This window comes from Pseudomonas sp. LPH60 (assembly GCF_030718165.1).
GTDB lineage: Bacteria > Pseudomonadota > Gammaproteobacteria > Pseudomonadales > Pseudomonadaceae > Aquipseudomonas > Aquipseudomonas danubii.
Genome location: NZ_JAVAJH010000006.1, coordinates 373,216 through 388,748 on the forward strand (window position 1 = coordinate 373,216; position 15,533 = coordinate 388,748).

Here is a 15,533-nt window from a genome sequence, read left to right on the forward strand (position 1 = left end):
GCGGCGTTCCCGGTGGGGGCGATCAATTGGGGGTTTTGGCTGTCATCGCTGACCGAACAACAGGCCGCGGACCCGACGGCGCAACCCATGAGCCGCCACGCCGGGGCTCTGCAGGACCGCGAGGGTTTCGAGTGCTTTGCCCGCTTTATCGATGCCCTGAGCCAGGGCCAGCTCCATCAGCTGCTGTGCATGGCCGCCTCGGCGCCGGTCCAGCAGTTGATGCAGTTGCAACCTGAGCCCATCGTCCTGGGCCAGAGCGCCGGGCACGCGGCGGACGACGGCTTCGAGCGTTATCGCCAGGCGGCGGCGCCGTTGCTTGCGGCCCATGACCCGGCGCCGTTTGACCGTGCCATGGCGGCCATGACCCTGGTGCAGCTGTGTCGCATGGGCCTGTTCAGCCAGCCGGGGCAGTTCGCCGACAGTGACGGGCTGCGGCGCCAGGCGGGTATCGGCGAGCAGTACGCTCGCTGGTGGGCCACCAGCCTGGAAATGCTGCAACAGCAGGGACTGCTGGAACGCCGTGGCACGCAGGTCGCACTGACCGCGCCGGTGGATCTGCAGGCACTGGAGCAGCACTGGTGCCAGCTCAGGGATCAGTTGCTCGCCGAGCCACAACGCAAGGCCCAGGTAGAACTGGTCGATGCTTGCCTGCAACAGCTGCCGGCCATACTCGGCGCACGGACCCAGGCCACCGACGTGATGTTCCCCCAGGGTTCGATGCACAAAGTCGAAGGGGTTTATCGTCACAACGCCTTGTCCGACTACTTCAATCAGGTGGTCGCCGGGGTGGTGCAACAGCACCTGGAGGGGCTGTCGATCCGTGAGCCGCAACGGCAGATCCGCATTCTGGAAATCGGTGCGGGCACCGGCGGCACCAGTTCCATCGTGCTGCCGGCGCTGCAGCCCTGGCGCGAACGGATGGCTGAATATTGCTACAGCGACATCTCCCAGGCGTTCCTGATGTACGCCAGGAACACTTACGGTGCGGCCAACCCGTTCCTCACTTATCAGCTTTGGAACGTCGAACAGCCGCCGCAGGCCCAAGGCCTGGAACTGGGCGGCTATGACATCGTGATTGCCGCCAATGTGCTGCACGCCACCGGCAGCATTCGTCGCACCCTGGCCCATGCCGCGGCATTGCTGCGGCGCGACGGCATCGTGCTGCTCAATGAAATCAGTGACCGGTCGCTGTTCGCTCACCTGACGTTCGGCTTGCTCAAGGGCTGGTGGCTGTACGAAGACCCCGAACTGCGCATCCCCGGCACCCCGGCCCTGTACCCGCAGAGCTGGGCCCGGGTGCTGGGCGAGAGCGGTTTCCACAGCGTGGCCTTTCCGGCGCAATGCGCCCACGGCCTTGGCCAGCAGATCGTCGTGGCGCAGCGCAACGGCGTGGCCCCGGCGGCGCTGTTCGTGCCCGACGAAAAGCCCCAGCGCCAGCCCCAACCTGTGCCGCTTGCCACACGGCCACTGGCCGCGACTGTGACCTCCGAGCCCCTGTCATCGGCGCTTGCAGCCAATGGCGGCGGCCGCGGGGCGCTGACCGCGTTGGCGCTGGACGGCCTGGCCAAGACCCTGCAGCTGGAACCGGGGCGGATTCAGGTGGATCAGCCGTTTGCCGACTACGGCATCGATTCGATCCTGGGCGTGAGCTTTGTCAGCCACATCGGCGCGGCCCTGGGCATCGAGCTCAACACCGCCTTGCTGTTCGACTACCCATCGCTGGAGAGCCTGGTGGATTACCTGCTCGCTCAATACCCGGCGCAGTGCGCGGCCTTGGGCGGTGATGCCGCGCCAGCGGCGGCAAGCGAACCGGCGCCATCGGTGGGGCAACTGGAAGCGGCCTTTCTCTGCGGAGAACTGGCCATCGATGAATTGCTGCAACTGGTCAACCACAGCACTAGCGCACACCACGACGCAGCCCAGGCTACGGCCGGTAAAGGACAATCATGAGCAGCCAAGCATTTCACTCCATCATCGCCCGGCTGCAACAGCGCCAGATCAGCGCTGAACAGGCCCGGCAACTGCTGCAACAGCTCAAGGCCAGCGCCGAAACCTGCACCGAGGCCCGTGCCGAAACACCTGCGACGGTGCCGCCGCAGCTGCACGACGACATTGCCGTGATCGGCATGTCGGGGCAGTTTCCCGGCGCCGAGAACGTCGAACGCTTCTGGCACAACCTGAGCACCGGCGCCGATGGCGTGGTCGAGTTGGGCGAGCGTTACCTGGACCTGCAACGCAGCTATTCGGCCGAGCGCCAGCCCGGCAAGACCTACTGCAAATGGGGCGGTGTGCTGGCCGAGCGCGACGACTTCGACCCGCTGTTCTTCAACATCTCGCCCCGGGATGCGGAGTCGATGAACCCCCATCAGCGGCTGATCCTGCAGGAGAGCTGGAAGGCCCTGGAAGACGCCGGCTACAACCCGAAAAGCTTTCGCGACCAGGCGGTGGGCATCTTTGTCGGGGCGGAGCCGACCGGCTATTTCCACGAAACCTTCATCGGCGCCTCCGACGCGATCATTGCCTCGCGGCTGTCCTACTTCCTGGATTTCAAGGGGCCGGCGCTGGTGGTCAACACCGGTTGCTCATCCTCGGCCACGGCCATCCACCTGGCCTGTGAAAGCCTGCGCAACCAGCAAGCCGATCTGGCCCTGGCCGGAGGGGTCTTCGCCACCCTGGGCGAACCCGGGCTGATCAGCCTGGCGCAAATGGACATGCTTTCGCCCACCGGGCGCTGCCATACCTTCGATCAGCGCAGCGACGGCATTGTGCTGTCCGAGGCGGTGGGCATGGTGACCCTCAAGCGTCTTTCCCAGGCCCTGGCCGATGGCGACCCGATCTACGGGGTGATTTGCGCCTCGGGAATGAACCAGGACGGTGCCAGCAACGGCATAACCGCCCCCAGTGGCCAGGCCCAGGAGCGCTTGATCTGCGAGCTGTATCGGCGTTTTGCCATCGATCCCCGGCAGATCAGCTACGTCGAGGCCCATGGCACCGGCACGCCCCTGGGTGATCCGGTGGAGGTCAATGCCCTGGTCCGGGCGTTCCGTCAGTTCACCACCGACACCGGCTATTGCGCCCTGGGCAGCGCCAAGGCGCACATCGGCCATGCGTCGGCGGCGGCCGGGGTGGTCAGCCTGATCAAGATCCTGCTGTCGATGAAGCATGGCCAGTTGCCGGGGCTGTTGAATTTCCAGCAGCTCAACCCGCGGATCGAACTGGCGGGCTCGGCGTTCCATATCCACCCCGAGCCCCGGGAATGGCTGGCCGAGGCGCCGAAAATGGCGGCGCTCAACTCCTTTGGCCACAGCGGCACCAACGTGCACATGGTCATCCGACAAGCCCCTAAGCCTGCGGCCGCGCCGCTCGGCCACGAGCCGCGCCTGTGCCTGCTGCCGTTGTCGGCACGCACCGCCGACAGCCTCAAGCGCTATGCCCGGCGTGTGCGCCAGGCCCTGCGAGATCCGGCGCTGCGCTTGGTGGATCTGGCGTACACCCTGCAAACCGGGCGGCAGGCCCAGGCCCACCGCTTGATCATCCTCTGCTCGGACAAGGAGCAACTGCGCCAGCAACTCAATGACTGGCTGGACGGCCACGCCTCCCGCGACGTCTATTGCGGGCAGATCGACACCGCAGAGGGGGGCGACATCGAGCTGCCGGACAGCGCCGAGCCACAGCGCCTGCAAGCCCTGGCTCAAGCCTGGGCCGCGGGAGGCAAGCTCGACTGGGACAGCTTCAATCGCCAACACCGGGGCGACGCCCGCCGAGTGCACGTGCCGGTCTATCCCTTTGCCCGGCAGAATTTCTGGATAGCGCCGGCGCAACGGGGCGCGGCGGCGGGCACGGTCAGCGCCGAAGGCTCTTGCGGCCCGCGCCAGTTGCATCCATTCCTGGCGCGCAACACCTCGGACCTGCAGCGTCAGCGCTTTACCAGCCGCTTTGATGGCGAGGAGTTTTTCCTCAAGCAGCACGTGGTGGGCGGGCAACGGATTTTCCCTGGTGTCGCCCATCTGGAAATGGCCCGGGCGGCGGTGGCGATGGCCACGCCAGGGCAACAGCCAACCCTGACTCAGGTGGTGTGGCTGCGGCCCTTGATCGTCGGCGCCCAGCCGCGCCAGGTGGATATCGAACTGATCCAGGATGAGGACGGGGCGATCCGCTTCGAGATCTCCAGCCGCGAACTCGATCCGCTCACCGGACAAGCCACTGCAGAGGCGTTGCTGCACAGCCAGGGCCTGGCCGCTTTCACTTCGCCGCCAGCCCGGCAGGTGGATCTGGCGGCGCTCAAGGCGCGGATGAACGGCGGCCAGTTGAGCGCCGAGCAGTGTTACGAGGCCTACCGGGCCATGAGCTTTGCCCACGGCCCGGCCTATCAGGGCCTGGAGTCGGTGCACCTCGGGCAGGGTGAAGTGCTGGCGCAACTGCGATTGCCCGCCTGTCAGCGCGATGGCCTTGAGGACTATGTGCTGCATCCGTCGCTCATGGACTCGGCGCTGCAAGCGGCCATCGCCCTGAGTCTGGGGGCCGACGTGGTGCTGAGTGAGGACCAGCGGCAGCACTTGCCGCCGTTGACCCGACCAACCCTGCCGTTTGCCCTGGAAGGCTTGCAGATTCTGCAACCCTGCAGCGAACGGATGTGGGCTCGGGTCAGCTACGCCGAACGCCGCGACGATCAGCAGGCCGATAGCGGCTTGCAGCGTTTGAACATCGAGCTGTTCGATGCCCAAGGCACGCTCTGCGTCTTGATGCAGGGCTTTACTTCAAGGGTGCTGAGCGCCCCGAGCGAAGCACCAGGCGCCGAGCCTGAGTTGCTGGAAACCCTGTTGTTCCAGCCCCAGTGGCTGGAACAGGCGGCTCCGACGCTGCCCGCGCCAATCCTTGGCCAGCGCCTGATCCTGCTCAGTGGCTTTGATCCGCAGTTGGCCGCCCAGGTGCAGCAGCAACTGAGCACCCAGGACGGCGCTTGCCAGTGCACGGTGCTGGAGGCTCCCGATCAGGACTGCGCGGTGGACTATCAACAGCTGGCCCTGGCGCTGTTGCAGCAGATCCGCGGGCTGCTGGCCGGCGGTGGCGGACGCCGCCTGCTCCAGCTGGCGGTGCATAACCCGCGCGGCGAGCGGATGAGCGGCGGCCTGGCGGCAATGCTGCGCAGCTTGCAGCTGGAGGCGCCGCAGGTGCGCGGCCAACTGATCGAGCTGGATCAACCATCGTCACTGGCACAACGGCTGGCGGAAAATATCGCCGCCGGCGATGTCGCCATCCGCTACCGGGAAGGCCGGCGCCAGGTTCAGTGCTGGCGGCCATGCCCGCCGGTCGACCTGGCGATCGACGCGCCGTGGAAGGACCGCGGGGTGTACCTGATTACCGGTGGCCTCGGCGGCCTCGGCCGGCTGTTTGCCCAGGCCATCGCTGCCCGTGTCAGCGACGCCACGCTGATTCTCACCGGCCGCTCGGCATTGGTCGCAGACGGCTTGGCCGGGATTGATGCGGGCCGCAACCGGGTTCACTACCAGTCGCTGGATGTCAGCGACGCCCAGGCGGTACAGCGGTTGATCGACGGGATTGTCGCCGAGCACCACGGCCTCGACGGCGTGCTGCACTGCGCCGGGGTGATCCGCGACAGCCTGCTGATCAACAAGCAGGATGACGAACTGCGCCAGGTGCTGGCGGCCAAGGTCGCCGGCAGCCGCAACCTGGACCTTGCCAGCGCTGGGCTGGCGCTGGATTTCTGGATCTGCTTTTCCTCCGGGACCGGTGTCGTCGGCAACGTCGGCCAGGCGGACTACGCGGCCGCCAACGCCTTTGTCGATCACTACGCCGCTTACCGCCAACAGCTCACCGCCCAGGGCCTGCGCCAGGGCCAGAGCCTGGCGATCAACTGGCCGCTGTGGAAAGAGGGCGGCATGCAGGTCGATGCCGCCACCGCGCAGCACATGGCCCAGAGCACCGGCATGGTGGCCATGCCGAGCAACGCCGGGATTCACGCCTTGCGCCAGTGCGTGGCGCTGGCCTTGCCCCAGGTGCTGGTGATGCACGGCCGGCGCGAGCCGATGACCGCGCTGGTCAACGCGGCCACCGCCGCGGCAATGCCGGAGCCACAGCCACAAGCGCTCTCAGCGCAGCCGGCATCGTTGTCGGCTGCAGCGCAGCAGGCGGCGCCGCTGACTGAAGCCTTGCAGCGGGCGCTGATCGAACAGGTGTCGGCGCAGATGAAGATTCCCGCTGGCGATATCCGTCTGGATGTCGAGTTCAGCCAATACGGCTTCGACTCGATCAGCCTGACCACCCTGGCCAATACCCTGAAACAGCAATGGCGACTCAACCTGGCGCCGACGATCTTTTTCGAACACGCCACAGTCGGCCGTTTCTGCGCGTACCTGGAGCGCGAGCATCAGGCGGCGCTGGCTCCACGATTCGCGCCGCAGGCCAGCGCAGCGCCAGCCGCCGCGGCCCAGCCCCGGCAGCAAGCGCTGCCAACGATGGCCCCGGGGCCAGGGGACGGCGTCAGCGGAGTCAGGCAAACGCCACCGGCAAACCGCATCGATGACGAGATCGCGGTGATCGGTATCAGTGGCCGCTTTCCCATGGCCGAGGACGTCGAGCAGTTTTTCCATAACCTCAAGGACGGGCGCGACTGCATCAGCGAGATTCCCGCCAACCGTTGGGACTGGCGCGAGTACTACGGCGATCCCCATCGCGAAGTCGACAAGACCAACGTCAAGTGGGGCGGTTTCATCCACGGCGTCGATCACTTCGACCCGCTGTTCTTCGCCATTTCGCCACGGGAAGCGCAGTTGATGGACCCGCAGCAGCGGCTGCTGATGACCTATGTCTGGCTGGCCATTGAAGACGCGGGCTACGCCAGCGCCGATCTGGCGGGCAGTGACACCGGGATCTTCGTCGGCACCGGCGTGACCGGCTACAGCAGCCTGATTGCCAAGGCCGGGATACCGGTGGAGGGCTACAGCGCCACGGCGATGGTGCCTTCGGTCGGCCCCAACCGCATGAGCTTCCTGCTGGATTTTCACGGCCCGAGCGAGCCCGTGGAAACCGCCTGTTCCTCGTCCCTGGTGGCGATCCACCGCGCCGTTCAGGCGATCCACAGTGGCGACTGCGCCATGGCGGTGGTCGGTGGGGTCAACACCCTGATCGCCCCCGAGGCGCAAATCAGCTTCAGCAAGGCCGGGATGTTGGCCCTGGACGGGCGCAGCAAGACCTTTTCGGCCCAGGCCAACGGCTATGCCCGTGGCGAAGGCGTGGGGATGATCGTGCTGAAAAAACGGGCCCAGGCCGAGGCCGATGGCGACAACATCTACGCGCTGATCCGCAGCACCGCGGAAAACCACGGCGGCAAGGCCAACTCACTGACGGCGCCCAACCCGCGGGCCCAGGCCGAGCTGTTGAAGTCGGCCTACCGCAAGGCCGGCGTCGATCCGCGCAGCGTCGGCTACATCGAGGCCCATGGCACCGGCACCGAGTTGGGCGACCCGATTGAAATCAACGGCCTGAAAATGGCTTTCCGCGAACTCAACCAAGAGCTGGGCAACGAGGCGTTGGCGCAGGGCTACTGCGGCGTAGGCTCGGTGAAGTCGAACATGGGGCACCTGGAGCTGGCGGCCGGGATCGCCGGGGTGATCAAGGTGCTGTTGCAACTCAAGCACAAGACCCTGTTCAAGAGCCTGCATTGTGAACAGCTCAACCCTTACATCGAACTCGACAACAGCCCGTTTTACGTGGTGCAGCACAATCGTCCATGGGCGGCCATCCAGGACCGCCAGGGCAACCAACTGCCGCGGCGGGCGGGGGTCAGCTCCTTCGGTTTTGGCGGTGCCAATGCCCATGTCCTGCTGGAGGAGTACCGCGCACCGCAGGTGGAGCGCCCGCTGCTGGCAACCGGCGCGCGGGCGTTTGTGCTGTCGGCCAGAACCCCGGAGCGGCTGCGTGAGGCTGCCCGTCGCCTGGCAGCGTTCATCGGCGCACGAGCGCATCAGGAGCCGCTCGAAAGCCAGGCCTACCTCGATGATCTGGCTTATACCCTGCAAGTGGGCCGCGACGCGATGCAGGAGCGGGTGGCGCTGTTGAGCGATTCCCTGAGCGATCTGCAACGCCAGCTCGATGACTTTGCGGCGACCGGCAAAGCCCTGTATCGCGGCGTCTCCGAGAGCGACAACCCGGCGCTGGCACTGTTTCGCCAGGACGAGGACATGGCCGGTGCACTGGCGGCCTGGATCGACAAACGCAAGTACCCCAAGTTGCTGGAACTGTGGGTGCAGGGCCTGCAGATCGACTGGCGTCAGCTCTATCCAAGCAATCGCCCGCTGCGGCGCCTGAGTCTGCCGGGCTATCCCTTCGCCCAGGAGCGCCACTGGGTCACAGACCTGGCCGGCGCTGCAGTGCCCGGCCGTGGGGCGCCGGCGGCGTGGCTGCACCCGATGCTTGAGCGCAACACCTCGGACTTCTACCAGCAGCGTTTCAGCAGCCGCTGGCAGGGCGACGAGGGCTGGTTCGTCGACCATCGGGTCAACCAGTGCAACACCATGCCCGGCGTCGGCTATCTGGAAATGGCCCGGGCCGCGGTGGAGCGCTCGCTGGATCGGCAGGCAGCGCAGAGCGGCACGCTGCAATTGAACAACGTCGTCTGGTTGACGCCCTATACGCCGACAGCGGAGCACAGCGAGCTGCATGTCGCACTGACACTGGAGCAGCACAAGATCGACTTCAGGATTTATTCGGACGCCGAGGGCGGGGTGCTTGAACACTGCAAGGGCAGTGCCCAGGTGATTGCCGCAGCCCAGGTGCCGGCGCTGGATCTGGCCACGCTGTGCGCGGCGTCCTGGCAGCGCAGCCTGGAAGCGCACGAGCTGTATCCGCTGTTTGCGGCGATGGGCATTGACTACGGCCCTGGCCATCGCGGTGTGTCCCAGCTGTGGTTGGGCGAGGGCAGGGTGCTGGCCCGCCTGGAGCTGGCGGCAGAGGGTTTTGCGGGGGATTGGGTGTTGCATCCGGGCATGCTCGATTCGGCGGTCCAGGCCTCCATCGGTCTGTTGCAAGACCACCAGGGCACAGGCCAGACGCTGCTGCCTTTCGCCCTTGAGCACGTGCAGGTGTTTGCCCGGTGCCAAGCGCAGATGTGGGCACTGATCAGCCTCGACAGCCGTCACCCGGGCAGCGCGGTGCAGCGGATCGACATCCAACTGTGCGACGCCCAGGGCCAGGTGGCCGTGTCGCTGCGCGGTTTCAGTTCCCGGCCCATGCGCGATGGCCGCGGACAGCCGCTGGCGCAGGACAGCGAGCCCGTGCTGCCGGCAGGCTTGAGCCTGCTGGCCCCGCAATGGCTGATCGCCGACAGCCCGGCCAAGGTGATGCAAGCCTTGCCGACGCTGGCCATTGGTGCGTCCAGTGATCAGCGCGACTGGTTGGCCGGGCTGCATCCACAGATTCAGTTCATGCCGACCCAGGCGTCCACCCTTGAGGCGCTCAGTGCTCAACTGGCCGCTTGTGCACCGTTCCAGCGCCTGATCTGGCTGGCTCCGGCGCAGCAGAGCACGCTGATGCTGTTCCGCTTGATCAAGGCCCTGCTGCAGTCGGGGTTTGCGCAACAGGCCTTGCAGCTGCAACTGATCTTCAACACCAGTGTTGCCGTGCACCGCGATGAACCCCTGGCGCCGGAACAGGCCGCCTGCCACGGGCTGGCCGGATCCCTGGCCAAGGAGCAAACGCTGTGGCGGGTGGAACTGATGGACCTGCCGGCCCACGGCCAGGCACTGCCACAGACGCTGCCTGAGCCCGAAGTGGCCGGGGAATGCCTGGCCTGGCGTGACGGCCAATGGTTCTGCCAACGCTTGCTGCCACTGGCCGAGCGCGAGCCGGTCGAAGCGGGCGCGGTGCAGTACCGCGAAGGTGGCGTGTATGTGGTGATCGGCGGCGCCGGAGGCATTGGCCAAGTGTGGACCCGGCATCTGATCAGCCATTGGCGGGCCCGGGTGGTCTGGCTCGGCCGCCGCACCGCTGACGACAGGATCAAGCACTCATTGGAGCAACTGGCACGGTTGGCCCGGCAACACAACGCCGCGCCGCCGCTGTACATCCAGGCCGATGCCACGGACATCGGGCAATTGACCCAGGCCCGGCAGCATGTGCTCGAGGCCTGCGGGCCGATCAATGGCTGGGTGCATTCGGCCCTGGTACTGGACGATGGACGTCTGGCGCAGATGGACGAAGCGCAGTTCAGCGCGGTGTTCGATGCCAAGCGCCTGAGCAGCAGCGCCCTGGCGCAGGTCTGTGCCGCGGCGGACAACCCGGCGCTGGATTTCGTGCTGTTTTTCTCATCCATGATCGCCTTCAGCCGCGCTGCCGGTCAGAGCAACTACGCCGCCGGCTGCGCCTTTACCGATGCCTTGGCAGCCCAGCTCAGGCAGCGCGGCGGCTGCCCGGTCAAGGTCATCAACTGGGGTTATTGGGGTTCCGTGGGGGTGGTGGCCGATCCGGGCTACCGGGCGCTCATGACCGCCCAGGGCCTGGGTTCCATCGAACCCCAGGAAGGCATGGCGGCGCTGCAGCGGTTGCTGGCCAGCCCCTTGCCGCAATTGGGACTGGTCAAGTTGCTGGAGCCCCGGGCGATTGCCGGCATCAACGGCCACTGGCAGCTCGATTGCTACCCGGCGCAAGCCGAACTGGCGGGCGCCGACTGGGTGCAGGTTGCCCAGGGCGCGGGCCCGGCGCCGCAACATCATCCGGCGGCCAACGATATGAACCGGCTGTTGCTGGCTCACATCTTCGCCTGCCTCGGCGCCCTGGCCGCCGGCGGGCCGCTGACCGAGCAACGGATCGCGGCCGATCCGGCGGTGGCGGCCAATCTGCGGGCCCAGCCGTTCTATCGCCGCTGGCTGCGCGAAAGTCTGGATTGGTTGGTGCAAAACGCTGATATCGATGAGCAGGGGCGGTTGTTGTCGGCCCTGCCTGATCAGGCGGCGTTGTCGGCGCAATGGCAGCTGGCCAGTGAACAATGGTGCCAAGACGCCGACCTGCAGGCGCAAGTGCAACTGCTGCAGACCTTTGTCCGGGCGTTGCCGGGCATTCTGCGCGGTGAGCAGTTGGCTACCGCAGTGATGTTCCCCAACGGCTCGATGGACCTGGTGGAGGGCATCTACAAAAACAATCGGGTCTGCGATTACTTCAATGCCGTGCTGGGCCAGGTGGTCGTCGACGTCGTCCGCCGTCAGGCCGCTAACGGCCAGCCGCTGCGGATTCTGGAAATCGGCGCCGGCACCGGCGGCACCACTGCGGGGCTGATAAACAGCCTGGGCCCGTGGCAGCAGGGCATTGCCGAATACTGCTACACCGACCTGTCCCAGGCGTTCCTGAACCATGCCCAAACGCATTTCGCGCCGCGGGCGCCTTACCTGCGCACGGCGATTTTCGATGTGGGCAAACCCTGCGCCGAGCAAGGCATCCGCCTGCAGCACTATGACCTGGTGATCGCCACCAATGTGCTGCACGCCACCCCCGACCTGCGGCGCACCCTGCAAAACGCCAAGACCGCGCTGCGCCGGGGCGGGCTGCTGGTGCTCAATGAAATCAGCGACCGTTCGCTGTTCACCCACCTGACGTTCGGCCTGCTCGAAGGCTGGTGGCTGCACAACGACACGGCGCTGCGCATTCCCGGCTGCCCTGGTGTGTACCCCGAGCGTTGGCGGCAACTGCTGCTGGACCAAGGTTTTGAGGACCTTGCCTTTCCGGCCTCGGCCAGCCATTCCCTGGGCCAGCAGATCATCGTTGCCGCTAGCGATGGCGTGGTCTGCCTGCCGGCCCGGGTCGACGTCGCGCCGCTGCCGCTGCCGGTCGCGCCCCAGGCGCCAAACTCCGGCCCCGAGGCCGAGTTGGAAGAAGAGGTACTGGCCGGACACTGCCGGCAACTGATCACCGAGGTGCTGGCCAAGCTGGTGAACATGGCGCCCGAGCGTTTGCAACGCGACACCGCGTTTGATCGCTATGGCATCGATTCCATCCTGCAGATCAGCCTGATCCAGGCGCTGGAAAAAAGCGCCGGCGATCTGTCGCGCACCCTCTTGTTCGAACACAACACCATCAATCAGCTGACCCGCTACCTGGTGGCCGAACACCGGCCGGCGCTGACCCGTCATTTTGCCCCGCAACTGGCCGAACGCCCGGCACCGCTGGCACGGGCCGAGGTGCCGCTGCCGGCCCGTGGTCACACCCAGCTGCGGCCCGCGCCGCATGCCTCAGGCAGGGTCGAGCCTCGGGCTGGGAGCCGCGACATCGCGATTATCGGGGTCAATGGGCGCTATCCGATGGCGGCTGATCTGGACGGGTTCTGGGACAACCTGCGCAACGGTCGCGACTGTATCAGCGAGGCTGGCGCTCAGCGTTGGTCAGCGGCCTTGAATGGCGATCAACGCTACTACGGCGGCTTCCTGGACCAGGTCGAGGCCTTTGATCACCAGCTGTTCGCGATTTCCGACGCCGAGGCGCAGCACTGCTCGCCGCCGCTGCGGCAGATGCTCGAAGTAGCCTGGCTGACCTTCGAGAGCGCCGGTTACAACAGCGATGCCCTGGCCCGGTTCCAGCAGGACGACACGCAGGCCATCGGGGTGTTCATCGGCTCGATGTACAACCCGTCCTCGCTGCGCGAGGACCCAGCTGCACAGGCGGCGATCAAGGCCAATGTCACCGACTGGCAGTTGCCCAACCGGATTTCCCACGCGTTCGATCTCAAGGGCCCGAGCCTGGCGGTCAACAGCGCATGCGCCAGTTCCATGTCGGCGATTCATCTGGCTTGCCAGAGTCTGTTGCAGGGCGAATGCGCGATGGCCATGGCCGGTGGCGTCAACCTGATCCTCGATCCGTCCCGCTACCAGACCCTCAAGCTGGCCAATCTGCTGGGCAGTGGCCAATCGTGTCGCGGCTTTGGCCAGAGCGACGGCATGCTGCCGGGGGAGGGAGCCGGCGCCGTGCTGCTCAAACCATTGGCAGCGGCCGTGGCCGATGGCGACCGAATCCATGGGGTGATCAAGAGCACCGGCGTCAATCATGGTGGCGGCAAGCTGCAGTACTCGGCCCCCAATACCCGCCAGCAAGCCCGCCTGATCGCCCAGACCATCCAGCGCGCAGGCTTGCAGCCGGCGCAGATCAACTACGTGGAAGCGGCGGCCAATGGTTCGGAACTCGGCGACCCGATTGAAGTGGCAGCGTTGAAAAAAGTCTTTGCCGAACTGGCGCCGGGCAGCTGCGCGCTGGGCACGCTGAAGTCGAACATCGGTCACCTTGAGGCCGCCTCGGGGATCTCCCAGCTGACCAAGGTGCTGCTGCAACTGCAGCATCAAATGTTGGCGCCCTCGATCAATGCCGAGCCGTTGAACCCGCATATCCGTCTGGACGGCAGCGCCTTTTACCTGCAACAACAGGCGTCGTCCTGGGCCACGGATGACAGCGGCCAGCCGCGCCGCTGCCTGATCAACTCCTTTGGCGCAGGCGGCACCTACGCCAGTCTGGTGCTGGAGGAGTATCAGCCAGCGCGACCAGCACTGAGCCCCATGCCCGGCGAGCAACTGCTGATCGTCGCCGCAGCCAGCCGGGGCAGCCTCTTGGCCTATCTGAACAAACTTCAGGGATTAATCGATGGGAATCGGCCTATCGATCTGTCAGATCTGGCCTACAGTTTAGCCCTGCGCGAACAGCGTCTGGCTCATCGCGCCGCCTTGGTGGTGGATGACTGCCAGCAATTGCGGGCACGCCTGACATTGTTGTTGGCCGGCACGCCGGATAACGGCTGCTGGCTATCACCGCTGGATGGCATTGAAGAGGCTGAGCCGCAAATCGCCAGCGGATCACTGGCGCAAAAGGGCGAAGCCTGGTGTCGCGGCGCCGAACTGGATACTTCGGCGCTGTTTCCCCAGGGCGGCAATCGAATGCAACTGCCCGGTTATGAGTTTGAGCATCCACCGGCGCCGCCCCAGTCGGCCACGGCGCCCAGCGCGTTGTTCTCCAGTGATCTGTACCGGCGCATCAGCGGCGGTGAGCTGGACGCCGCGCAGTTTGCCCAGTTGCTCACCGGCACCACCACTGAACAGGGAAGGTTATGAGCCAGATTGAAGACACCACCGCACCCGCGCAGAGCACGGCCGACGCTGCCCAGCCGCGGCTCAAGGCTGCCCGACCACTGGCGGCCAACATCAAGATCAAGGACGGATTCCCGGTGATGCCCGGCAAGATCCCCTTGCTCGGGCACGTGCACAAGATTGGCAAGGACGCCCTCGGCGAGTTGCGTCAGGCCGAGGCCGCGTGCGGGCCGATGTTCTGGACCTATTTCGGCAGCCAGTTGCCGGTGCTGCAAATCGTCGACGAGGCGGGGCTGGCGATCCTGCAGAACAAGTACACCGACAATTCATTCCTGCGTGAACAGATGCCGGTGATTACCGGGGAGGCGATGAACGCCTTCGATGGCCCGCGCCACCGCAATGCACGCAAGGCCAGCACCGATGCCTTCACCCCCAAGGGCCTGACCCGCGCCAAGGTGGGCCAGTTCATCGTGGAAACCATCGATCAGCGGCTCAAGCACTGGAGCCGGGAAAACCAGCTGGCGATTTTTCCCCAGACCAAGGACATCGCCCTGGAAGTGGTATTCCGGATTCTGGGTATTGCAACCCACGAGCTGGAGTTGTGGCGTCACCAGTACGAGGAGTTCTTCCTCGGCATGATTCCGTTGAAGATCAATCTGCCCGGTTTTCCGGCGTGGCGCTGTCGCAAGGCGCGGGGCTGGCTGGAGCAGCGAGTGGCGCAGATTGTCGCCACCACACGGGCCAACAATGATCACGACAGCCTGGTGGGGGCGATGATCCTGGGCCGCGATGAACAGGGCAACGGCCTGTCCGAAGTCGAACTGGTGCACAACATTCTCGGGCTGGGGTTTGCCGGTTCGGAAACCACCGCGGCGGTGATGGCCTGGTCGGCGCTGATGCTGTCGCAGCATCCGGATGTCTGGCAGCAGCTGTGCGAGCAGGTCGCCGGGCTGGAGAGCCTGCCGGTGACCCACGAGGAACTGGTCAGGCAAGTGCCGCTGGCTGAAGGGATATTCCGTGAAACCATGCGCCTGTACCCACCGGCGCCCTTTGAAATGCGCAAGGTGCACACCGAGTTCGAGTTGCTCGGGCAGAGGATTCCCGCCGGGGTCATGGCCGGGGTCAGCCTGCTGCACGTTTCCCGCAATCCCGAACGCTACCCGGACCCCGACAGCTGGCGACCGGAGCGCTGGCTGGGCCTGGACCGTGCGCTGAATCAGGTGGAAACCTGCCAGTTCGGCGGCGGCCCCCATGCCTGCCTCGGGCGCCATGTGGCGGCGCTGGAGATCACCCTGTTTATCGCCATGCTGGCCCGGGAGCTGGGGCCCAAGGGCAACGTGCCGCGCCTGGTGGGCAAGATGCCGCCACCGGCCTACCTGCCGTTCCTGCGGCCTTCGAACAAAGCCTTCCTCGACTTCAGCGGCGCCTGAGGCGGCAAGGCGCAGAGTCGATTTCGTA

General features: G+C 65.9%; 3 protein-coding genes (1 of these 3 running past the window's edge). All 3 read left to right on the plus strand.

What is annotated here, in order from left to right; translation table 11 throughout:
• Tightly spaced (each overlapping or abutting the next), the 3 genes in view from Q8O96_RS22865 to Q8O96_RS22875 form a layout consistent with a single transcriptional unit that may run on beyond the window.
• Positions 1-1,950, plus strand: partial view of an SDR family NAD(P)-dependent oxidoreductase gene (locus Q8O96_RS22865; protein WP_305949451.1) — the 3' end only. 12,990 nt of this gene lie to the left of the window's left edge; only the last 1,950 of its 14,940 coding nucleotides appear in the window; the start codon falls outside the window, past its left edge; it ends in the stop codon at positions 1,948-1,950.
• Positions 1,947-14,099 carry an SDR family NAD(P)-dependent oxidoreductase gene (locus Q8O96_RS22870; RefSeq protein ID WP_305949452.1) on the plus strand — a complete coding sequence of 4,051 codons (12,153 nt, stop codon included), beginning with the start codon at positions 1,947-1,949 and terminating at the stop codon, positions 14,097-14,099. The genes Q8O96_RS22865 and Q8O96_RS22870 overlap by 4 nt, the downstream gene beginning before the upstream one ends.
• Positions 14,096-15,505 (plus strand): cytochrome P450, encoded by a 1,410-nt coding sequence (locus Q8O96_RS22875; RefSeq protein WP_305949453.1) that lies wholly within the window; start codon positions 14,096-14,098, stop codon positions 15,503-15,505. The genes Q8O96_RS22870 and Q8O96_RS22875 overlap by 4 nt, the downstream gene beginning before the upstream one ends.
• Positions 15,506-15,533 lie beyond the last annotated feature (28 nt).